Origin of the sequence: Pseudomonas protegens (assembly GCF_003732485.1) — a bacterium.
Lineage (GTDB): Bacteria > Pseudomonadota > Gammaproteobacteria > Pseudomonadales > Pseudomonadaceae > Aquipseudomonas > Aquipseudomonas protegens_B.
Map to the genome: position 1 here is coordinate 162213 of NZ_MOAK01000045.1, position 20143 is coordinate 182355.

Annotated in this window: 16 protein-coding genes; 4 read left to right on the top strand and 12 right to left on the bottom strand. The window is 66.3% G+C overall.

The annotated features are described in order from the left end of the window. The coding region (locus BLX41_RS11600; RefSeq protein WP_185073508.1) for an AraC family transcriptional regulator at positions 1–702 on the top strand (702 nt) is incomplete at its 5' end. A 4-nt stretch (positions 703–706) separates the two neighbouring features. Here BLX41_RS11600 and BLX41_RS11605 read toward each other — a convergent pair. Genes BLX41_RS11605 through BLX41_RS11615 form a run of 3 tightly spaced genes read right to left on the bottom strand, consistent with a single transcriptional unit; the run spans position 707 to position 4873 of the window. After that, the gene (locus tag BLX41_RS11605) at positions 707–2296 is read right to left on the bottom strand and encodes a DHA2 family efflux MFS transporter permease subunit (RefSeq protein ID WP_123724982.1); all 1590 of its coding nucleotides are present in this window, start codon (positions 2294–2296) and stop codon (positions 707–709) included. Then, on the bottom strand, positions 2289–3398 hold the full coding sequence (locus BLX41_RS11610; RefSeq protein ID WP_123724983.1) for an HlyD family secretion protein: 1110 nt from the start codon (positions 3396–3398) through the stop codon (positions 2289–2291). Before BLX41_RS11610 ends, BLX41_RS11605 begins: the two co-directional genes overlap by 8 nt. Further along, positions 3395–4873 carry an efflux transporter outer membrane subunit gene (locus BLX41_RS11615; protein ID WP_123724984.1) on the bottom strand — a complete coding sequence of 493 codons (1479 nt, stop codon included), beginning with the start codon at positions 4871–4873 and terminating at the stop codon, positions 3395–3397. Before BLX41_RS11615 ends, BLX41_RS11610 begins: the two co-directional genes overlap by 4 nt. A 144-nt stretch (positions 4874–5017) precedes the next feature. Between BLX41_RS11615 and BLX41_RS11620 the strand changes: the two genes are divergently transcribed. Then, positions 5018–5287, top strand: a complete 270-nt coding sequence (locus tag BLX41_RS11620) for a hypothetical protein (RefSeq protein WP_123724985.1) — start codon at positions 5018–5020, stop codon at positions 5285–5287. Between the two features lie 44 nt (positions 5288–5331). Continuing rightward, positions 5332–6822 carry an aldehyde dehydrogenase family protein gene (locus BLX41_RS11625; RefSeq protein ID WP_123724986.1) on the top strand — a complete coding sequence of 497 codons (1491 nt, stop codon included), beginning with the start codon at positions 5332–5334 and terminating at the stop codon, positions 6820–6822. Between the two features lie 140 nt (positions 6823–6962). On the opposite strand, the gene qhpG is transcribed toward BLX41_RS11625, so the two are convergent. The 7 genes from qhpG to BLX41_RS11660 form a co-directional block, all read right to left on the bottom strand. Then, the gene (gene qhpG, locus BLX41_RS11630; RefSeq protein WP_123724987.1) at positions 6963–8282 is read right to left on the bottom strand and encodes a flavin-dependent monooxygenase QhpG; all 1320 of its coding nucleotides are present in this window, start codon (positions 8280–8282) and stop codon (positions 6963–6965) included. Next, the gene (gene qhpE, locus BLX41_RS11635; protein WP_123724988.1) at positions 8267–8950 is read right to left on the bottom strand and encodes a subtilisin-like serine protease QhpE; all 684 of its coding nucleotides are present in this window, start codon (positions 8948–8950) and stop codon (positions 8267–8269) included. Before qhpE ends, qhpG begins: the two co-directional genes overlap by 16 nt. After that, positions 8940–10658 carry an ABC transporter ATP-binding protein gene (locus tag BLX41_RS11640; protein WP_123724989.1) on the bottom strand — a complete coding sequence of 573 codons (1719 nt, stop codon included), beginning with the start codon at positions 10656–10658 and terminating at the stop codon, positions 8940–8942. The genes qhpE and BLX41_RS11640 overlap by 11 nt, the downstream gene beginning before the upstream one ends. After that, the gene (locus tag BLX41_RS11645; RefSeq protein ID WP_123724990.1) at positions 10658–12562 is read right to left on the bottom strand and encodes a sigma-54-dependent Fis family transcriptional regulator; all 1905 of its coding nucleotides are present in this window, start codon (positions 12560–12562) and stop codon (positions 10658–10660) included. Before BLX41_RS11645 ends, BLX41_RS11640 begins: the two co-directional genes overlap by 1 nt. Before the next feature lie 530 nt (positions 12563–13092). Then, positions 13093–14118 (bottom strand): histone deacetylase family protein, encoded by a 1026-nt coding sequence (locus BLX41_RS11650; RefSeq protein ID WP_123724991.1) that lies wholly within the window; start codon positions 14116–14118, stop codon positions 13093–13095. 10 nt (positions 14119–14128) lie between these two features. Then, positions 14129–15358 (bottom strand): Zn-dependent hydrolase, encoded by a 1230-nt coding sequence (locus tag BLX41_RS11655; RefSeq protein WP_123724992.1) that lies wholly within the window; start codon positions 15356–15358, stop codon positions 14129–14131. Positions 15359–15377: 19 nt separating this feature from the next. Further along, positions 15378–16691, bottom strand: coding sequence for an MFS transporter (locus BLX41_RS11660; RefSeq protein WP_123724993.1), 1314 nt, complete (start codon positions 16689–16691; stop codon positions 15378–15380). Positions 16692–16870: 179 nt separating this feature from the next. Here BLX41_RS11660 and BLX41_RS11665 point away from each other — a divergent pair, with 179 nt between their 5' ends. After that, positions 16871–17806 (top strand): LysR family transcriptional regulator, encoded by a 936-nt coding sequence (locus BLX41_RS11665; protein ID WP_123724994.1) that lies wholly within the window; start codon positions 16871–16873, stop codon positions 17804–17806. Here BLX41_RS11665 and BLX41_RS33620 read toward each other — a convergent pair. Both BLX41_RS33620 and mrdA read right to left on the bottom strand, forming a co-directional pair. Continuing rightward, positions 17800–17964 carry a hypothetical protein gene (locus BLX41_RS33620; RefSeq protein ID WP_185073504.1) on the bottom strand — a complete coding sequence of 55 codons (165 nt, stop codon included), beginning with the start codon at positions 17962–17964 and terminating at the stop codon, positions 17800–17802. The genes BLX41_RS11665 and BLX41_RS33620 overlap by 7 nt on opposite strands. 28 nt (positions 17965–17992) lie before the next feature. Then, entirely contained in the window at positions 17993–19885 is a 1893-nt protein-coding gene (mrdA, locus tag BLX41_RS11670; protein WP_123724995.1) for a penicillin-binding protein 2, read from the bottom strand. Between the last annotated feature and the right edge of the window lie 258 nt (positions 19886–20143).

Here is a 20143-nt window from a genome sequence, read left to right on the forward strand (position 1 = left end):
GATTACCCCAACGGCCATGCAATACCCGCCCACAGTCACCCCCGCTCGCAGCTGGCCTACGCCATCGAAGGCGTGCTGGTGATCGACACCGAATCCGGCCGCTGGGTGGTGCCGCCCAGCCGCGGGGTGTGGCTGCAGGCAGGCGTCGAGCACCGGGTACGCATGCGCGGTGCGGTGCGCATGCGCAGCCTGTTCATCAACGTCGATGCCATAGCCGGCCTGCCCGAGCATGACTGCGTGATCGAGGTCTCGCCGTTGCTGCGCGAGCTGATCCTGGCCGCCGCCCAGGTCGGCGCGCAGTATGCGCCGGACAGCCGCGACGGCCGCCTGATGCGCTTGATCCTCGACGAGATGCGCTCGCTGCCGGTGCTGCCCTTCAGCCTGCCCTGGCCCCATGAACCGCGCATGCTGCGGGTGTGCCAGGCGCTGGCGGACGACCCTTCGGACAACCGCACCGCCGAGCAATGGGGCGACTGCCTGGCCATGAGCGCCAAGACCTTCCATCGCCAGTTCCAGCGCCACACCGGCATCACCTTTGGCCGCTGGCGCCAGCAGGCGCGCCTGCTGATGTCCCTGGAGTGCCTGGCCGAGGGCATGCCGGTGGTGCAAGTGGCACTGCAACACGGCTACGACAGCCAGAGCGCCTTCGCCGCCGCCTTCAAGCGCCAGTTCGGCACGCCGCCGTCGGAGTTCTACCGCTGAGGGCTCAGGCCCGGCGCAGCAACAGGCCGGCCACTACACACAACAACATGGCCAGCCCCGCCAGCAGGAAGGCATCGCTATAGGCCAGCAGCAAGGCGTCACGGTGCAGCACCTTGTCCATCAGGCCCAAAGCTTGCTGACGCAGTGGCGCCAGCGCCGCCGAGTGCAGGGCCCTGGCGTACTCCACCGGTGCCTCGGCCAGCAGCCGCACCAGCTCCACCAAACGCTCCTGGGTGGCCTGGGCAAACAGGTTGATGGATTCACCGATGCGCTGGGCATGGAGTTTCTCGCGCTCCACCACGATCTGGCTGGACAGCGCGATACCAATCGCCCCGCCGACATTGCGCACCATGGAGAACAGCCCTGAGGCCGAACCCACCTGATCCTTTTCCAGCCCCTGGATCGCCATCACCCCCAGCGCCACCACCACCAGCGACTGGCCGATACCACGCACCACCAGCGACGGCACGATGACGTTGACCGAGGCATCGGGGTTGAGGTGGATGTTCATCAGGCAGCCGATGCCAGTGATGGCGAAGCCGGCAATGATGATGGTGCGGGCGCTGGTCCAGCGCATCAGGCGCGGGGTGGCGAACGACATGACGAACTGGATCAGGCCATAGGGAATCATCATCAAACCGATCTGCCGGGCGTTGTAGCCGTGGATCTGGGCAAAGTAGTTGGGCACCAGGAACACCACGCCGAACACCACCGCACCGAAGGTGAACTGCATCAGGCTGGCGATGCCGAAGTTGTAGCGGCCCAAGAGGCGCAGGTTGATCAGCGGCTGCTCGCGGCGCAGTTCGATGGCCACGAAGGCCAGCAGGCCGACCGTGGCCAGGACCGCGCAGTTGAGGATGAAGCCCGAGGCGAACCAGTCATGGCGGCCGCCCTCCTCCAGCATGATCTGCAACGCCGAAAGGCCCACGGCCATGCTGGCGATCCCGCCCCAGTCGCCCTGGCGCAACTTTGCCAGGACCATGGGCTGGGGCCGCACCGACCAGCCGATGGCCGCCAGCAGCAACAGCCCCGGCGGCACTTGCAGGTAGAAGATCCAGCGCCACGAATAGGCATCGGTGAGCCAGCCGCCCAGGGACGGCCCGGCGGCCTGGGCGACATTGTTGGCCACGGCGAACAGGGCCATGCCCATGGGGTGCCGGGCCGCCGGCAGCTCGGTGACGATCAGCTGGAACGACAGGGGAATCAGTACCCCGCCAAAGGCCCCTTGCAGCACACGGGCGAAGATCAGGCTGTGGATATTCGGCGCCAGGGAGCAGGCAATCGAGAACAGCACGAAACCGGCGGTGCCGACCATCAGCACCCGGCGCATGGAAAACACCGAGACCAGCCAGCCGGTCATGGGAATGATGATGATCTCCGCCACCAGGTAGGCGGTGGTGATCCACGAGCCCTCCTCGAAGGTGGCGCCCAGGGAACCGCGCACGTCCGGCAATGAAGCGTTGGTCACGTGCACGTTCATCCCGGCCATGAAGCAACCCACCACGCTGCCCAGCACCGCCACCCAGGTGCGCAGGGAAATCGCCTGTACGGCGGCCTCGCCCGCGCTGTCCTGTACTGCCTGGGCACTACTCATGACGGGTATCCACGCTCACCACTACCGACATCCCGGGGCGCAGTTCTGCCTGTCGCGCCTGCCCCGGATCGAGGCGGATGCGCACCGGCATGCGCTGCACGATCTTGGTGAAGTTGCCGGTGGCGTTGTCCGCCGGCAGCAGGGCGAATTCGGCGCCGGAGGCCGGGGCAAAACTCTCCACCCGGCCCAACAGCACGTGGCCGCCCAAGGCATCGACCTCGACCCGCGCCGGCTGCCCGGGGCGCATGCCGTCGACCTGGGTTTCCTTGTAGTTGGCCACCACATAGGCGTCCTCAGGCACCACCGCCAAGAGCGGCGCGCCGACTTCGACGTACTGTCCCAGACGCAGGCGGCGCTGGCCGGCGATACCGTCCACCGGGCTGCGGATCAAGGTGCGCGCCAGATCGATACGGGCCAGCTGCCGCTGGGCACTGACCCGGGCCACGCCCGCTTCGAGCTTGTCCAGTTGCGCCCGGGCGCTTTGCTGCTCGGTATCGAGCACCTGCACCTGCTGGCGCCGCGCCGCCAGCGTAGCCCGGGCCGCCCCCAGCGCGGCATCGGCCTGACGCGCCAAGGCCGCAGCGTTTTCCAGTTGCTGCACGCTGCTGACCTGCTGGCTGGCCAGGTGCTGCTGGCGCCGCCCTTCCTGGCCGGCCCGTTGCGCCTCGGCCTCGGCAGCGCCGACCCGGGCCTGGGCCTCGGCGATCAGGCTCTGTTGCTGTTGCTGACGGGCCTTGAGATTGGCCAGCCGCGCCTGCCCGGCACGCTGTTCGGCCTGGGCCTCGCGCAGCGCCGCCTCGGCCTGTTCGACCCGGGCCTGATAGTCGCTGTCATCGATCCGTGCCAGCAGGTCGCCGGCCTTGAGCGGCTGGTTGTCCTCGACCTCGACCGCGGCCAGGTAACCGGCCACCCGGGGCGCGATGGTGACGATGTCCGAGCGCAGGTAGGCATCGTCGGTCTCCACCAGGAAACGCCCGTTGAACCACCAGTGCAGGCACCAGGCCAGGATCAGCAGCAACACCAGCGCCAACCCGGCATAACCGAGGAAGCGACGGCGGGTGACGGCTTGCGCCGGGGAAGCGGGAACAGGGGTCTGGGTCATTGCAAAGGCTCGTTGGGGGTTCGCAGGAAAGAGTTGGCCGCCGCCCGGCTCGGCGGCGGCAGGACAATCGGCGGCGCGCTGCGCCAGCCGCCGCCCAGGGCCTTGAACACCAGCACCTGAGTGTCGATGACAGCGGCATCGGCCTGCGCCGCGGCGGCCCGGGTGCGCACGTCGGTGCGCTGGGCATCGAGGTAGTCCAGGGCGCTGGAAGCACCGGCCGCGTGGGCCAGCCCGGCCAGGTGCAAGGCCTGGTGGTCGCGCTCGGCCGCCAGGTGCAGGGCGTCCCGGCGCTGCAGCGCGGCCTGGTAGTCGCTCAAGGCTTGCTGCTGTTCCTTCAAGGCCGCCAGGATGCTGCGGTCAAAATCCGCCAGCGCCGCGCTTTCCCGGGCGTCGGCCTGGGCGATGCGCGCGCGGGCGGCATTGAGGTTGGGGAGGCTCCAGGACAGCAGCGGCCCCAATTGCCAGACCGAAGCGTCGCGGTCGTCGAAACCCGAGGGCTGGTGCGCCGAAGTGAAGACCCCGGCCCCCAGGCTGACCCGCGGATAGAGGTCGGCCCGGGCCACGCCGATGCGCGCCGTGGCCGCCGCCAGCCGGCGCTCGGCCTGGCTCACGTCGGGACGCCGGCGCAGCATGGCCAGGGCATCGCTTTGGGGCATGGGTGACCCCAGGGTAGGGGCCTGCTGACAAGCCTTGGCCGCCGCCGGTGCATCGCCCGGGGGGCGCCCCAGCAGTACCGCAAGCTCAGCCAGGGCCCGCTGCCGCCCGGCCTGCAACGGCGGCAGGCTGGCCTGCACCTGGCCCACCAGGCCTTCGGCGCGCACCACATCCAGGGTCACCGCGGCGCCGGCCTGATACAGCTGGGCGCTCAGGGTACGGCCCTGTTCCACCAGCGCCAGGGACTCGCCGGCCACCTGCAGGCGCTGGCCATAGCTGCAGGCCTGCAGCCAGGCACGGGTGGTTTCAGCGGCCACCACCACCCGCAGGCCATCTTCGGCGGCGCGGGCCGCCTCGGCATCGGCCCGGGCGGCATCGGCCAGGCCGTGCAGGCGGCCGAACAGGTCGGCCTCCCACTGCACATCCAGGCCGACCCCGTAGCGGCTGCCGGTGCGGATGTGCTGGCTGTCCTGCAAGGCGGCTTCCAGCTGGTCATCGGCGGTGCTGCCATAGCCGGCCTGGGCCGTCACCTGGGTGGCGGGCTGGCGCAGGGTATCGGTTTCGCGCAGCAGCGCCCGGGCCTGCAGCAGGTTGGCCGCGGCCATCCGCAGGTCGCGGTTCTGGCTCAGGGCCTCCTGCACGGCGGCATTGAGCCCCGGGTCACGGTAGAGCTGCCACCATTGATCGAGCCCCTGCTCGGCCGCTGCATCCAGCTGGCTCACAGGCAGGGGCACGGTGCTGCCGGGCGGCCGTTCCGGCCCCAGGGTGCAGCCGGCCAACAGGGCGCACAGGGCCCATGCAGGCCTTGGGTAAATGGGCATGGGAAGTACTCACGGATTCGAAGCGCCTACTGTAGAAAGGCCAACTGGCGACCGTCTAACGAGAACTTCTTTTCAATTATCGCGAAATGGTCAACTTTCACTCTGAGCCGCTTCGCTCCAGGCTTGCGGTCATGGGCCCAGGCGATGATGACGGCCATCACCCTGCCGACCCGCAAGCAATGGCTGAAAAAACTCGCCTATGGCGTGGCCGGCGGCAGCGTTCTGCTGGGCTCCCTGGCCTGGCTGCACCTCTGGAAAACCCGCTCGGGTAGCGTCCAGACCGGCGAGCCGGTGCGTCTCTTGAATCTCACCGGGCTGTCGCAGATTGCGAAAAGCCGCCGCTGCGCCAGCCTCGGCAACGTGCCCAAGCCCCCGCAATCCCGAGGCCACGCCGCCTCGGCGGAACTGGCATAGCCATTGCGAAAGCCCCTGCCTCACCTACAACAAGAGGCTTCGCCATGGCTATTGCCCCACTGCTCGCCGCTACCACGGCGTTTATCCAGCGCGCCCCGCGCATGTTGATCGGCGCCCACTGGGTCGAGGCCGCCGATGGCCAGACCATGCCCCTGCGCAACCCCGCCACCGGCGAACAGCTGTGCCTGGTGCCCCGAGCCACGGTGGACGATGTCGATCGTGCCGTGCTGGCGGCGCGTCAGGCTTTCGACGACTCGCCCTGGACCCGTACCCGCCCTCGGGAGCGGCAGAACCTGCTGTGGAAACTCGCCGACCTGATGCAGCGCGACGCCGAGCTGCTGGCCCAGCTGGAATGCCTGAACAATGGCAAGAGCGCCGCCGTGGCCCAGGCCATGGACGTGCAACTGTCCATCGACTTCTTGCGCTACATGGCCGGCTGGGCGACCAAGATCGAGGGTTCAAGCGTCGAGGTCTCGCTGCCGCTGATGCCCGACGACCAGTTCCACAGCTTTATCCGCCGCGAAGCCGTGGGCGTGGTCGGCGCCATCGTCGCCTGGAACTTCCCCCTGCTGCTGGCCTGCTGGAAACTCGGCCCAGCCCTGGCTACCGGTTGCACCCTGGTGCTCAAGCCGGCGGACGAAACCCCGCTCAGCGCCCTGAAACTGGCCGAGCTGGTGCAGGAAGCCGGCTACCCCGACGGCGTGTTCAACGTGGTGACCGGCACCGGCATCACCGCCGGCAGCGCCCTGACCCACAATCCTCTGGTGGACAAACTGACCTTCACCGGCTCCACCGCCGTGGGCAAGGAAATCGGCAAGATCGCCATGGACTCCATGACCCGGGTCACCCTGGAGCTGGGAGGCAAGTCGCCGACCATCGTCATGGCCGATGCCGACCTGGACAGTGCCGCGGCCGGGGCCGCCAGCGCGATCTTCTTCAACCAGGGCCAGGTGTGCTGCGCCGGCTCGCGGCTGTATGTGCAGCGCAAGCACTTCGACAACGTGGTGGCCGACATTGCCGGCATCGCCAATGCCATGAAGCTGGGCAACGGCCTGGACGCCAGCGTCGAGATGGGCCCGCTGATTTCCGCGCGCCAGCAGGAACGGGTCTATCGCTACATCGAGATGGGCCGGGACAGCGGCGCCACCATTGCCTGCGGTGGCGAGCAGTTCGGCCCGGGGTATTTCGTCAAGCCGACAGTGATCGTCGATGTCGACCAGAAGCACTCGCTGGTCCAGGAAGAAATCTTCGGCCCGGTGCTGGTGGCGATTCCCTTCGACGACGAGGCCGACGCCCTGCGCATGGCCAACGACAGCCCCTATGGTCTGGGCGCAAGCATCTGGTCCAACGATCTGGCAGCGGTGCACCGGATGATTCCGAAGATCAAGTCCGGCTCGGTGTGGGTCAACTGCCACAGCGCCCTGGACCCGGCACTGCCGTTCGGCGGCTACAAGATGTCCGGGGTCGGTCGGGAAATGGGCCATGCGGCCATCGAGCACTACACCGAGCTGAAATCGGTGCTGATCAAGCTCTGATCCGCGGCCAGGGCGAACGCGCCTCGGCTTGCCGGCTGACGCCAGGGATGATTCCAGGGATGGCCGCGGGGCGGTTCGCGAGCAAGCTCGCTCCTACGGAGTGGCATCCGCGTAGGAGCCGGCTTGCCGGCGAATGGGCCCTAAGGTCGATAGCCCTGGGCCAGCAACCAGCCCCGCACCACCCGCCCCTGCTCCGGGCTCAGGTCCGCCAGGGCCTGAGTCGGAGGCTGGTGCTGCAAACGGCGCAACAACGGCGCCAGCTCCACGCCATGCACATGCCAGATGCCCAGGGGCTGGTCCGGGGTGATCACCACTTCGGCCTCTTCCACCAGGCCATCGCGCAGTACCGGGGCGTGCTCGATACGCAGGGCTGCAAAGTCCACGGCCGCGTGTGCCGGCTGCTGGTCCGGCCAATGCCGGCGGGCCCGCCAGAACGGTTGCTCGGGCCAGCGCTGCTCGTCGGCGTAGAAATCCCGGCCGATGCGGGCAAACCGCAGGAACAGTTGCTCCACCCGTTGCTGATGAAAGCGCCCGGCCAGGGCTCTGCGCTCCGGACGCTGCAACAGGGTGTTGATCACCGCCGGTGCCTGCAGGGCCGAGGACAGGGACTGGAAGATGCCATTGCCAGACAGCGGGTCCACCGCCATGGCCGCATCCCCGACCCGCAGCCAGTTATCGCCGCACACCTGGGGGCAGAGAATCGCCGTGCTGCTACGGGCGTGCAGGTGCAGATCATATTCGGCACCATCGGCAAAAAAATCCGCGACCAGGGCAGACGCCTGACGGCGCTGACGGCAGTACTCCAGCAACTGCGCCTTGCCCGGCAGCGCAGCGCTGGCCACATCCAGGGTCAGTTGCCAGTAGCACTGGCCGTCGCTGCGCCGGGCCATCCAGGCCCAGCCGTCCTCCAGGCTGTGCACGGCACTGGCGGCCATGCCGGAGGGCCCTTGCCAGCGGTTGAGCAAGCTGAGGGTTTCCGGCCCTCGCCGTCCGTTCCCAACACCCTGCTGCAGTGTCTTGTCCAGTGCAGGCGCCTGGCGCCCGCGGGCTTCGACCAGGAACTCGCCGAGCAGCTCCTCGTGCCCCTGCACCTGCACCCGGTGCCCGAGCGCCGTGGACTGCACGCCCAGCACACGGCCCTGGATCAGCGTCACCCCGGCCTGATGCAGGGCATCGCGCAAGCCACGGTCGAACGTTGGGCGATCCAGCAGGTATTCGATGTTCTGCGCATGCTGCGCGCCGTTCCACGCCACTTGCCGCTGTGAAGGGTGCAGGGCCTGGGCCAGCGCCGACTCCAGACCGGCGCCGCGCAAGGCCTCCAGCACCCGCAGCGAGCCCCCTTCCAGCGCCGGAAAACGCCGCCAGTCGCTGATCAGGGTCACCGGGTAGCCGAGGCGGCGCAGCCCCAGGGCCACGGCCGCACCGGCCGGCCCTGCCCCCAGGATCAGGATCGATTGCATGGCACGCTCCGGCGCTCGGGCCCCTGGTAGGCGGCCTGCTCCTGCAGCCACTGGCGCACCTGCAGATTGCTCGCGCCGGGCTGGGTCTTGAGGTAGGCGGCGATATGCCCGCTCAAGGCGGCACAGCCCAGGCTGGCGCCGGATGGCCCCGGACGGCCGGCACGCACGCAGGCGGCGAAATCGGCCTGGGCAGTGTTCAACCACGACCACTGCTGCGCACTGCAACGCGCATCGCCGGTAACCCGCAACACGCCGGGATAGCTGGCCGGGAATACCGGCTCGCCCTGGGCCGGGCTGGATGCGCAGAGCAGCACGCCGCGAGCCACCGCCTCGGCACAGGCGGCGCGCAGTGAATCGCGATCCTGGCGCAGCCCGAGGCTGAGGTTGATCAGGCGTACATCCTGCTCCAGCAGCCAATACAGGGCGGCACTGACTTGCGCGGCACTGGTGACTCCGCGCTCATCGAACACCTGAGCCAGGTACAGCTGGGCACCGGGCGCCCGCTGGCCGATGGCCTCGATGATCGCGCTGCCATGGCCGAGGGCGTCCTGCTGCAACTCGCCCTCGCCCATGCCTTGCGCCAGCAGAAAGAAGCGCCGACCGGCCGCCACCCGCTGATGGGGGGCATGGCCGCTGTCGATCACGCCGATGCGCAGCTCAGGCTTCATGGGCCACCACCACGCCGTGCAATACACCGTCCAGCAACTCGAAGCGCAGGTCAGCGTCGGCCAGGGTCGAAGGCCGGTGGCTGATCAGGATGCGCGTGCGCCCGGCGAACAGGCGGTCGATGGCTTCGATCACCTCGCGCTCGGTGGCCTCGTCCACCGCCGAAGTGGCTTCGTCCAGTACCAGGATCATCGGGTCCTGGAGCAATGCACGGGCGATGGCGATGCGTTGTTTCTGCCCACCGGACAGCTGCTGGCCGCGCTCGCCCAGGGGACTGTCCAGGCCCTCGGGCAGGGACTCGATCAGCCCCTGCAATTGCGCCAGCCGCGCCACTTCGGCCACGGCTTCACGGCTGGCAGCGGGCACGCTGTAGGCCAGGTTGTCCGCCAGACTGCCGCGAAACAGCACGATGTCCTGGCTGACCACCGCCACCTGACAGCGCAGTTGCGCCAGGTCCAGTTGACGCAGGTCGATGCCCCCCAGCAGCACCTGCCCGGCCTGGGGGTCGTGGTGACGCTGCAAGAGGTCGATCAAGGTGCTTTTCCCGGCCCCCGAAGTGCCGCTCAGGGCCACCTTGAGGCCGTAGGGAATCCGCGCTTCGATGCCTTTGAGGGTCGAGCCGCGCCCCGGATGACTGAAGTGCACATCCTTGAAGTGCAGCTCGCCGTTGTCCGGCACCGGCACCGGCGCCGTGGGGGCGCTGATGCCCGGCTCCTCGCCGCGCAGCTCCATGACCCGGCCCAGGCTCACGGTCATGCGCTGGATCGCCACATACAATCCCAGCAGGCTCTGTACCGGTCCCACCGCCATGCCCAGGTAGGTGGAGAAGGCAATCAGCGCCCCCAGTTGCCAGGTGCCCTGCACCACCCAGTAACCGCCAATCAGGAAGGCGCAGGCCCGGGACAAGGAGGTCAGGGTGCCGGGCACCGCCTGGGTGAAGAACTCGGTGACCTGCAGCTTCAGCAGTTGGCTCATGTAGCCCTGGCCGAGGCGATCCAGGCGCTGGGCCTCCCGTTGCTGCTGGCCGGCGCTCTGGATGAATTTCATCACCGGCAGGGTTTCCACCATGAACGAGGACATGTCCGCGGAACGCTCACGCAGCTGACGCACATCGCGCTCCACCTTGCGCCGCATCCAGCGCAGCCAGAGCACGTCCAGGGGAATCAACACCAGGGCCAGCAGCGAGAGTTGCCAGGACAGGGTCAGGAGCATGGCCAGGGCGACGACAAGACCGATCACGCTGGACACTGCGGAGAACAGCGAGTCGACGGCAAAGCGCTGGATCTCCGCCACATCGCCGTCCAGGCGCGACATCAGGTCTCCGATCCGCCGCTGACCGTAGAAGCTCGGCGACAGCCGTTGCAGATGGCGATAGAGGTCGTCGCGCAGGGCGAACAGGATGCGTCCGGACAGGCGCGTATGCAGGTAGCGATTGACCCCGGACAGCAGCGTGCCCAACAGACCGGCAAGGATCATCAGGCCGGCGATCAGCACCAGTCTGGAAAAGTCCCGGGCCAGCAGGCCGTCGTCGATCAGCAGCTTGGTCAGCCAGGGTTGCACCAGCACCAGCAACGAGGCGCACACCGACAGCCCCAGCAGGCCGCCGATGGCCAGTCGATGGGGCCGCACGAAGCTGTAGAGCCAGCCCAGGGCGGCACTCAGGGCCTGGGGATCGCGGCTGTCCACCAGCCGGGTGATCAGGCGCTGCATCAGGCGCGCAACTGCTTGAGCTTGCGGTACAGGGTCGCGCGGCTGATGCCCAGGGCATCCGCTGCCGCCGAGACATTGCCCTGATGGTTGTCCAGGGCAGTGCGGATCAGCTCCAGTTCGTTCTCGCGGATGCTCCCGGTCTGTGGCCGTTCATGGGCATTGAGCTCGTCGAGCATGCTGTCCGGCAAGTGCTCCAGGCCGATATGACTCTCGCCCTCTTCGCGCAGGGCCAGGGCGGTGCGCAGGACCATCTCCAGCTGGCGGATATTGCCGGGCCAGTGGTAGTCGGCCAACAGGCGGCGCAGATCCTCGGCGATGCTCACCTCGGCGCCGCCGAGCTTGGCCAGCAGGCTGTCCACCAAGGGCTGCAGGTCTTCGCGCTCGCGCAAGGCCGGCAACAGCACGCTGATGCCGTTGACCCGGTAGAACAGGTCCTGGCGAAAGGCCTGGTCCTGCACTTGCTGCTTGAGGTCGCGGTGGGTGGCGCAGATCAGGGCAATGTCGATGTCCTGTTCCTCACCGGCCCCCAGGGGCGCCACCTTGCGATCCTGCAAGACCCGTAGCAGGCGGGCCTGCAGGGCCAGGGGCATGTCGCCGATCTCATCGAGGAACAAGGTGCCACCGTGGGCCTGTTGCAGGCGTCCGATCATGCCGCCGCGGCGCGAGCCGGTGAAGGCACCTTCGCGGTAGCCGAACAGCTCCGACTCGATCAGGCCTTCGGGAATCGCCGCGCAGTTGACCGCGACAAAGGGTTTCTCGGCACGACTGCCCGCGCGATGCAGGGCCCGGGCCAGGACTTCCTTGCCGGTGCCGGTTTCTCCCAGCAACAGCACTGGCAAGCCGTTGGCCAGGCCCTGGCGGGCCATGCGCAGGGTGCGGGCGTAGCGGCTGTTGCCCCCGGCCAGGGCTTCCAGGTCCTGGGGCATGGACGTGGTTTTCGGCGCGCTGCGGGGCGCGCGATGCAGGTTCAGCGACGGTTGAGGCGCCCGCAGGGCCTTGTAGAACAGCTCACCCTTGGCGGTCTGCAGGCTGCCCACGGCGCCTTGCTGCAGGCGGGCCAGCAGTTGCAGGCCATCGAGCCCGAGGAACTCTTCGCAGCGCCGCCCCACCAAGGCCGCGCGCGGGGTGTTGAGCAACTGGCAGGCCTGGCCGCTGACCGCAAGAATCTGCCCGCCCAGGCTCAGGGCCAGCAGGCCTTGCCAGGGCGATTCGAGGTATTGCCGACGACTGTGGAAGGCCAGGACGATCTGCTCCGGGTAAGACGCGTGGAACACCCGGGCCTCGATCTGGCTGACCGCCATGGACAACAGCGCGGTGCTGTCCTGGACGCGGCCCAGGGGGCCTTCGCGGGTCAGGTCAAGGACGCCGAGGATCTCGCCCTGGGGGCATTGGATGGGCACCGAGGTGCAGGAGAAATGGCTGAGGCGATCCAGGTAGTGTTCGCCGCAATCGATCAGGGTCGGCCGGGCTTCCACCAGGGCCGTGCCCAGAGCGTTGGTGCCCCGGGTGGCTTCGCTCCAGCAGGCGCCGAGGGTGATGTCTTGCACACCGCTGTCCTTGAGCCGATCGGCCCGGCCCTCGATGGCCAGAATGGTGGCGTCGGCATTGGCGAGGATGATCATGCCGTCCTGGCCCTGATGCTGGGTCAGGTAGTCGATGGCCGGGGTCGCCGCGTCCAGCAACAGGCGGTTGCTGGCCAGCAGCACCTCGAGGCTGGCACTGGATTCCAGGGTCAGTTGGTGCTGGCTGCCAAAGTGCACGCCATGGCTGAGGCTGCGCCGCCATGAGGCATCGATTTCCGCACGCAGGACCCCGTCGGGGATCTCGCCGTCCAGGTGGAGCCGCTCCCGGGCCAGCCGGGCTTCGTGTTGCTGCTCACCCTTTGTTGTTTTTATAAGAGTCATCAAGCGCTCCGAATCGGTCCGCCCGCTGCTTCCCGCTCCACTCCCTTGGATTGCGCGAGGCACGCAAGCCGTGGTCAATGTCTACACCGGGTTCAGAGGGCAGTAAAGGGGCTTTGCCCGGATCATCGGGCAGCCCTGCATTGCTTACCCTGTCATTGGAGATCAAGCAAAACCTGCGCCAGTGGAACGGGCGCCCGAGCATCTTGACGTTAACGTAAAGCAAATGGCAAGTACCCCGCCCCTCCTCCCAGCCCCTGCTGCAGGAGCTGGCTTGCCGGCGAAGAGAGCCTTGAGAGCAGCGCAAGACTTGAGGGCCCTTTCGCCGGCAAGCCGGCTCCTACGGTGGGGGGAAAAATGCAGGTTTACCGTAGGAGCTGGCTTGCCAGCGAAGGCAGTCCTGAGACGGGTGTAGGACCCAAGGGCCCTTTCGCCGGCAAGCCGGCTCCTACGGTGGGGGAGAAATGCAGGTTGACCGTAGGAGCTGGCTTGCCAGCGAAAAGGGCATTGAGAGGAACACCGCCCGTCTGGTCCTAGAGGGCCCAGGCGGCGCTGTCGGCAAAGAAGGCGCGGGCGTTGTCTTCCAGGCTGTCCAGGTGGTAACCACCTTCCTGGACGATCAGGCACGGCAGGCCAAGGCTACGGATACGCTGGCCGAGGGTGGCGAAACCGTCCCGAGTCACCGCCACCTTGCTCTGCGGGTCGAGCTCGTAGATGTCGAACCCCAACGACAGCACCAGCACCTGGGCGCCGAATTCCTTCACCGCCACCAGGGATTGTTCCAGGCGGGCAAGGAAATCCCCTTCGCTGGCGCCGTGGGCCATGGGCAAGTTGAGGTTGTAGCCCTCCCCCGCTCCGGCGCCACGCTCTTCGGCAAAGCCGGCCACCCCCGGGTAGAAGTTGGTCGGGTCGCCATGCACCGAGACATACAACACGTCGTCACGCTCGTAGAAGATTTCCTGGATGCCCTGACCGTGGTGCATGTCGGTATCCAGCACCGCCACCCGGGCGAACCGCTCGCGCAGTACCTGGGCGGCAATCGCCGCATTGTTCAGGTAGCAGAAACCGCCGGCGGCTTCGGCCCGGGCATGGTGGCCGGGCGGGCGGCACAAGGCGTAGGCCGCCGGCTCGCCATCCAGCAGGGCACGGGCCCCGGCAATGGCGCTCTGGGCCGACCAGTAGGCCGAGCGCCAGGTCTGCTCGCCCACCGGGCAACTGCCGTCCGCCAGGTAGCGTGCCGCCTGGGCCAGGATGCCGCGCAGGGCATTGGGCTCGCGCACGAAGATATTGGACATGACCTCATCGCCCCAATCCTCGGGGATTTCCTTCCAGCGTTGATGGGCCTCTTCAAGGAATGCCAGGTACGGCGCGCCGTGCACTGCCAGCAGCGATTGCAGGCCGGCGTCCTCGGGTGGCCTGACCTCGAACCCCAGGGAGTGCGCGGCCTGCACCAGGCGTTGGGCGCGCTCGGGCACTTCCTGGGGGGTACGCATCTGGCCGCGGGAATAGTAGCTACGGGGATGGTGAAGCAGTTGTTCAGGGTGGAAAAAACTGCGCATCAAAGTCTCCTCAGGCCGCTCGGTCGGCACGGGCCAGCACGGCGTTAAGCAATACATCGGCGCCCTGGCGCACGTCCTCGGGCAACACGTCTTCGGCTTCGTTGTGACTCAGGCCACCGACACAGGGAATGAACACCATGGCGGTGGGACAATAGCGCGCCAGCAGGATGGCATCGTGGCCCGCGCCGCTGACGATGGACTGCTGAGGATAGCCAAGCCCGTCCACCGCCTGCTGCACCGCCGCCACGCACTCGGCGTCAAAGGGCGTGGCCGGGCTGACCCAGTGACGGTCGATGCTGACCTTGAGCCCGCGCTGCCGGGCAATGCGCTCCAGGCGTTCCTCAACCTGCAGCTCCATGGCGGCGATCTGTTGATCATGATGGTGGCGCAGGTCGACGGTGAAGGTCAGCAACCCGGGAATGGTATTGCGCGACGACTTGGCGACGCTCAGCTCACCGACAGTGGTCAGGCCTTGCGGGGCAAAATCCGCTGCCAACTGCTCCACGGCAAGGATCATCTGCGCGGCGCCATACAGGGCATCCTTGCGCAGTGGCATCGGCGTGGTGCCGGCGTGAGCAGCCATGCCTTCAACCTGTACGTCGAGCCAGCGGATCGCCTGGCCACCACTGACCACGCCGATGCTCTTGGCGTTGTCTTCAAGGATCGGGCCCTGTTCGATATGGGCTTCGAAATAGGCATCCACTGCCCCGCCCAAAGGCCGATTGCCGGCGTAACCGGTGCGTTGCAGGGCCTCGGCAACGCTGATGCCATCGGCGTCGCGCACCGCCAGGGCGGCGTCCAGGGACATGACCCCGGTGAACACCGCCGAGCCGAACATCGCCGGGGTGAAGCGCGCGCCCTCCTCGTTGGTCCACACCGCCACTTCCAGGGGCTTGCGGGTCTGGATGCCCAGGTCATTGAGGCTTCGCACCACTTCCAACCCGGCCAGCACGCCGTAGACACCGTCGAAACGCCCGCCTTCGGGCTGGGTGTCGAGGTGGCTGCCCATCATCACTGGAGCAGCGTCCGGATCACTGCCGGGACGGCGGGCAAACAGGTTGCCGATGGGGTCGACGCTCAGGGTCATGCCGGCTTGTGTACACCAGTGAGCGAAGAGCTCGCGCCCGGCCCGGTCTTCATCGCTCAGGGCCAGGCGGCAGCTGCCGCCGCGAGCGGTAGCGCCGATTTCGGCCATGGCCATCAGGCTCGCCCAGAGGCGTTGGCCATTGATTTTCAACATCAATCGTTTCTCCAGACAATCAAGCGTTGGCCGCCATTTCCAGGCGGTGGGCGTGGGCATGCCGGCGCGACAGGGCCAGCACGCAGACCAGTGATATCGCGGCGATCAGGCTGTAGAACAGCGCCATCGGCCACCATTGGCCGATGAACCTGTGGGCCAGCCAGGTGCCGATCAGCGGGGTCAGGCCACCGGCCAGGGCGCCGCAGACTTGATAGGCCAGGGAGATCGCGGTGTAGCGCACCCGGGTCTCGAACATGCCGCTGACGTAACCGGCGATCACCGCGTAGAAGGAGGCCATGCACACCACTGCCAGGGCGATGCCGAGGATCATCAGCGGCGCCTGGCCGGAACTCACCAGCACGAACATCGGATAGGGCGAGGCCATGGCCAGTACTGACACCAGGCATAGAAAGCGCGTGGCGCCGATTTTCTCGGCGGTCCAGGCCGCCAGGGGCTGGATGCAGAACTGGATGATCGCCACCACGAACAGGCATTCGAGAATCAGCGAACGGGGGATCTCCAACTGCTGGGTGGTGTAGGCAATCATGAAGGTGTTGGTGAAATACACCCCGGCGATTCCCAGGGTGTTGGCACCGATGCACAGCAGCAGCGGGCGCCAGGCCGTGCGCAGCACTTCCATCACGGGTGCCTGTTCCTTGCGCACCGATTTGGCCGCTTGCTCGCGGCTGGCGAGAAATTCCGGCGACTCATTGACCCCCAGACGAATCGCCAGGCCCACCAGCAGCAGCAACGCGCTGGCGAGGAACGGTAGGCGCCAACCCCAACTCATCAGCGCGTCCTCGGGCAGACGGGTCACGGCGCTGAAGGCCAGTAGCGAGAGGATCAGTCCCGCCGGGCTGCCCAATTGGGCGAAGGAGGCGAAGAAGTTGCGCCGGCCCTTGGGCGCATGTTCGCCAGCCATCAGCACCGCCCCGCCCCATTCGCCTCCCACGGCAATGCCCTGGACGACGCGCAGCAGGATCAACAGCACCGGCGCCAGGGCACCGATCTGTGCATAAGTCGGCAGCAAGCCGATGCACACGGTGACCACGCCCATCATCAGCAAGGTGATGACCAGGGATTTCTTGCGGCCGATACGGTCGCCGATATGGCCGAAGATGATGCCCCCCAGGGGGCGGGCGAAGAAGCCCACGGCAAAGGTCCCGAAAGCGGCCATGGTGCTGAACAGTTTGTCGTCGGAGGGGAAGAACAAGGCACCGAACACCAGCGCCGCAGCGGTGGCATAGATATAGAAGTCGTACCACTCGATCATGGTGCCGATAAAGGCGGCGGCCGCGGCCCGGCGTGGCTGCGGCGAAGCGGAAGGCTTCATGGTTGGCTCCTTTGGTTATTTTTGTGGCAGGAGAAAGGATCAAGCGCAGGGGCTTCTGTAGGCGCCTGTCTGGGGTGGATTTATCCGTTCCGGTAGATAATTAGTCAATTTTCTATTGGTTATCTCGATTATTATCATGGCTTATTATTCGCCCTTCAGCCCGACCCAGAGCCCTTGCCATGTCCGACCGTGATGCCCGTCGCCTGCTCAACGACCGCCTCGACTGGAACCTGTTGCGCACCTTCCGAGTGATCGGCCAGGAGCTGAGCATCAGCCGCGCGGCGGCGCGCCTGCACCTGACCCAGCCGGCGGTGAGCCAGGCCCTCAAGCGTCTGGAGGAACAGCTGGGCCGGCAGCTGATTGCCCGGCGCGGGCCGCGCTTTGCCCTGACCGAAGTGGGCGAACAGATCTTTACCCTGGCCGGGGAAATCTACGGCCAGATGTCCCAGGTCAGCAGCGTGCTGGAGCAGCCCGCCGACGAGGTGATCGGTAAGGTGCGGCTGTTGATCATCAGCCGGATCTTCAATGAGCGTTTCGATGACTTTCTGGCCGACTTCCATCGCCAGCATCCGCGAGTCGACCTGGAGGTGGAGGTGATGCGCAGCTCGGATATCGTCAGCGCCCTGCAGGAGAAGACCGCGACCCTGGGCCTGAGCCTTAATCGGCGGCCACAGCCACGCCTGGAACAACGGCTGTTTCTGCGGCAGCGCTACGCATTTTTTTGCGGCAAGCATCACCCGCTGTTCGGGCGTCAGGACGTGGCCGAGGGCGATCTGCAGCGAGAGAACTTCGTCAGTTTCACCAGCGACCAGATCGGCGGCATGCTCTCGCCGCTGACCATCTTCCGTGACCAGCAGGGCTTCAGCGGACGCATCGTCGCCTCCTCGCCGAGCCTGGAGGAAGTACGGCGCCTGGTGATCGCCGGGTTTGGCATTGGCTGCCTGCCGGAGCATGTGGTGGCCGCCGATGTCGACGCCAGGCTGCTATGGCGTCTGCCGCCCCATGACGGCATCGCCGATGTCGATATCCATCTGCTATGGAACCGTGAACAACGCATGAGCCGTGCTGAGGTGCTGTTCCTCGAACTGTTGCAGGAGTGCCTTGGCGCTCAGTAACCCAGGGCACGATCCACGCCCTTGAACAACCGCTTGCCGGCATTCAGGCGCCGCGGGCCTTGCGTATCCGCCGGCCGTAGAGCCACCGGTGGACGATGAGCCAGGGCGATAGCCTGTATCGGCAGAGCATCCGGCACATGCTCGATATTGATGAGCAAGTGCCGGGCGGCCTGATGTTGAAGCGAGTCAGACGTGAGGGTCGCCAGGAGCCTTGGCCGGGCTGGCGTACTGCGGTTTGAGGTGGCCATTCTGGTCCAGCAGCCAGGCGTCCATGATCTGCCGCACCACGGGGCCGGCGACCCGGCCACCGGCTTCGCCGTTCTCGATCATCACCGAAATCACGATCTGCGGATGCTCGGCAGGGGCGAAGCCGACGAACAGGGCGTTGTCGCGGTTGCGCTCGCGGGTCTTGAGGCGGTCATAGCGCTCGCCCTGCTTGATCGCCACCACCTGGGCAGTCCCACTCTTGCCGGCGATGCGGTATTGCGCACCGGCTGCAGCAGCGCGGGCGATGCCCCGTGGGTCGTGCATCACCATCTGCATGCCGTGGTTGACCTGATCCCAGTCGTGGGGGTTCTTCAGCAGGATGTTGGGCATCGGATGCTCATCCACTGGTGCCACGCCATCGATGGTCTTGGCCAGGTGCGGACGGTTCCACACGCCCTTGTTGGCGATCAGCGCTGTGGCCTGGGCCAGTTGCAGCGGCGTGACCTGCATGTAGCCCTGACCAATGCCGAGGATCACGGTTTCCCCCGGGAACCAGGGCTGGCGGCGGGTGGCGCGCTTCCAGGCTTGGGATGGCATCAATCCTGGGGATTCCTCGAACATGTCCAGGGAGACTTTCTCACCCAGGCCGAACATCGCCATGTAGTCGTGCAGACGGTCGATACCGAGCTTGTGGGCCAGATCGTAGAAGTAGGTGTCGTTGGAGCGCATGATCGCTGCGTCCATATCCACCCAACCATCGCCGCTGTGGTTCCAGTTGCGGTACTTGTGATCGAAGTCCGGCAATTGGTAGTAACCGGGGTCGAAGACTCGGGTCGAGGCGGTGACCACGCCGGTGTCGAGGCCGGCAATCGCGACCTCCGGTTTGATGGTGGAGCCTGGCGCGTAGAGGCCGCGTAGCACCCGGTTGAACAGCGGGCGGTCGATGGAGTCGTGCAGTGCCGCGTATTCCTTGAAACTGATGCCAGTGACGAACAGGTTGGGGTCAAAGCTTGGCTTGCTGACCATGGCCAGTACTTCGCCCGTGGCAGGGTCAAGGGCTACCACTGAGCCGCGACGGTCACCCAGGGCCTCTTCGGCAGCTTCCTGAAGCTTGATATCCAGACTCAGGACGATGTTCTTCCCGGGGACAGGATCGGTATGTTTGAGCACGCGCATGACCCGCCCCTGGGCGTTGGTCTCGACCTCTTCATAGCCAACGTGACCGTGCAGCTCGGACTCGTAGAACTTCTCGACGCCCGTCTTGCCAATGGACTGGGTGCCACGGTATTCCACCGAGTCCAGGGTCTTGGTTTCTTTCTCGTTGATCCGCCCAACGTAGCCAATAGAGTGGGCAAAGTGTGCTCCCATGGGGTAATGACGGACGAACTGGGCTTCCACATCCAGTCCTGGCAGGCGGTACTCGTTGACCGCAAGGACGGCGATTTGCTCTTCGGTGAGCTCATAGAACAGGGTTACGGGGACGAAGGGGTGGCGGGCCTGCTTCATCTCCTTGTCGAACAGGGTGCGATCCTCTGGCGGCAGGTGCAGCAGGTCGATCACCGTGTCCAACTCGCCCTTGAGATCAGTGGTGCGTTCGCGGGTGATGGTCAGGTTGAAGCTGGGGCGATTGTCCGCCAGGACCACACCATTGCGGTCGTAGATCAGCCCGCGGGTCGGGGTAATCGGCAGCACGTGGACACGGTTGTTTTCCGAGACAGTGGAGTGATAGTCGAACTCCACCACTTGGAGGAAGTACATACGCCCTACCAAGGCGCAGGTAATGGCCACCACCAACACAGCGCAGGCCAGCAGGCGCTTGTTGACCAGGCGGTTTTCTTTTTCGTGGTCCTTGATCGGAATCGCTTCGGGCATTGCTACAGCTTCTCGTTGAATAGAGGTCGACGCTGATCCGTGCGGGTGAACTCAAGTCCTTAAAAAGAGCTGCACCATACCAAAAACCACCCGCTGATTTTGAGGGGATTTCCATCGCGGGTGATCAATGGTGCCAGCCCTCACTGCTGTTGTGGGGCTATGCGAGGGCACTGTCTTTTCTGGTCGTTGCGGGACTTGGCTTTTTCGCGCGCAAAAACAAAACCCCAATTGCTTTCGCAATTGGGGTTTCGGAATTTA

What these genes read in the sequence shown, in the direction of transcription:
- BLX41_RS11625 (WP_123724986.1), top strand. Translation starts at nt 5,332, where the DNA reads ATGGCTATTGCCCCACTGCTCGCCGCTACCACGGCGTTTATCCAGCGC.
- mrdA (WP_123724995.1), bottom strand. Translation starts at nt 19,885, where the DNA reads ATGCCCGAAGCGATTCCGATCAAGGACCACGAAAAAGAAAACCGCCTG.
- qhpG (WP_123724987.1), bottom strand. Translation starts at nt 8,282, where the DNA reads ATGCAATCGATCCTGATCCTGGGGGCAGGGCCGGCCGGTGCGGCCGTG.
- BLX41_RS11655 (WP_123724992.1), bottom strand. Translation starts at nt 15,358, where the DNA reads ATGTTGAAAATCAATGGCCAACGCCTCTGGGCGAGCCTGATGGCCATG.
- BLX41_RS11610 (WP_123724983.1), bottom strand. Translation starts at nt 3,398, where the DNA reads ATGACCCAGACCCCTGTTCCCGCTTCCCCGGCGCAAGCCGTCACCCGC.
- BLX41_RS11645 (WP_123724990.1), bottom strand. Translation starts at nt 12,562, where the DNA reads ATGACTCTTATAAAAACAACAAAGGGTGAGCAGCAACACGAAGCCCGG.
- BLX41_RS11605 (WP_123724982.1), bottom strand. Translation starts at nt 2,296, where the DNA reads ATGAGTAGTGCCCAGGCAGTACAGGACAGCGCGGGCGAGGCCGCCGTA.
- qhpE (WP_123724988.1), bottom strand. Translation starts at nt 8,950, where the DNA reads ATGAAGCCTGAGCTGCGCATCGGCGTGATCGACAGCGGCCATGCCCCC.
- BLX41_RS11660 (WP_123724993.1), bottom strand. Translation starts at nt 16,691, where the DNA reads ATGAAGCCTTCCGCTTCGCCGCAGCCACGCCGGGCCGCGGCCGCCGCC.
- BLX41_RS11640 (WP_123724989.1), bottom strand. Translation starts at nt 10,658, where the DNA reads ATGCAGCGCCTGATCACCCGGCTGGTGGACAGCCGCGATCCCCAGGCC.
- BLX41_RS11665 (WP_123724994.1), top strand. Translation starts at nt 16,871, where the DNA reads ATGTCCGACCGTGATGCCCGTCGCCTGCTCAACGACCGCCTCGACTGG.
- BLX41_RS11620 (WP_123724985.1), top strand. Translation starts at nt 5,018, where the DNA reads ATGATGACGGCCATCACCCTGCCGACCCGCAAGCAATGGCTGAAAAAA.
- BLX41_RS11615 (WP_123724984.1), bottom strand. Translation starts at nt 4,873, where the DNA reads ATGCCCATTTACCCAAGGCCTGCATGGGCCCTGTGCGCCCTGTTGGCC.
- BLX41_RS11650 (WP_123724991.1), bottom strand. Translation starts at nt 14,118, where the DNA reads ATGCGCAGTTTTTTCCACCCTGAACAACTGCTTCACCATCCCCGTAGC.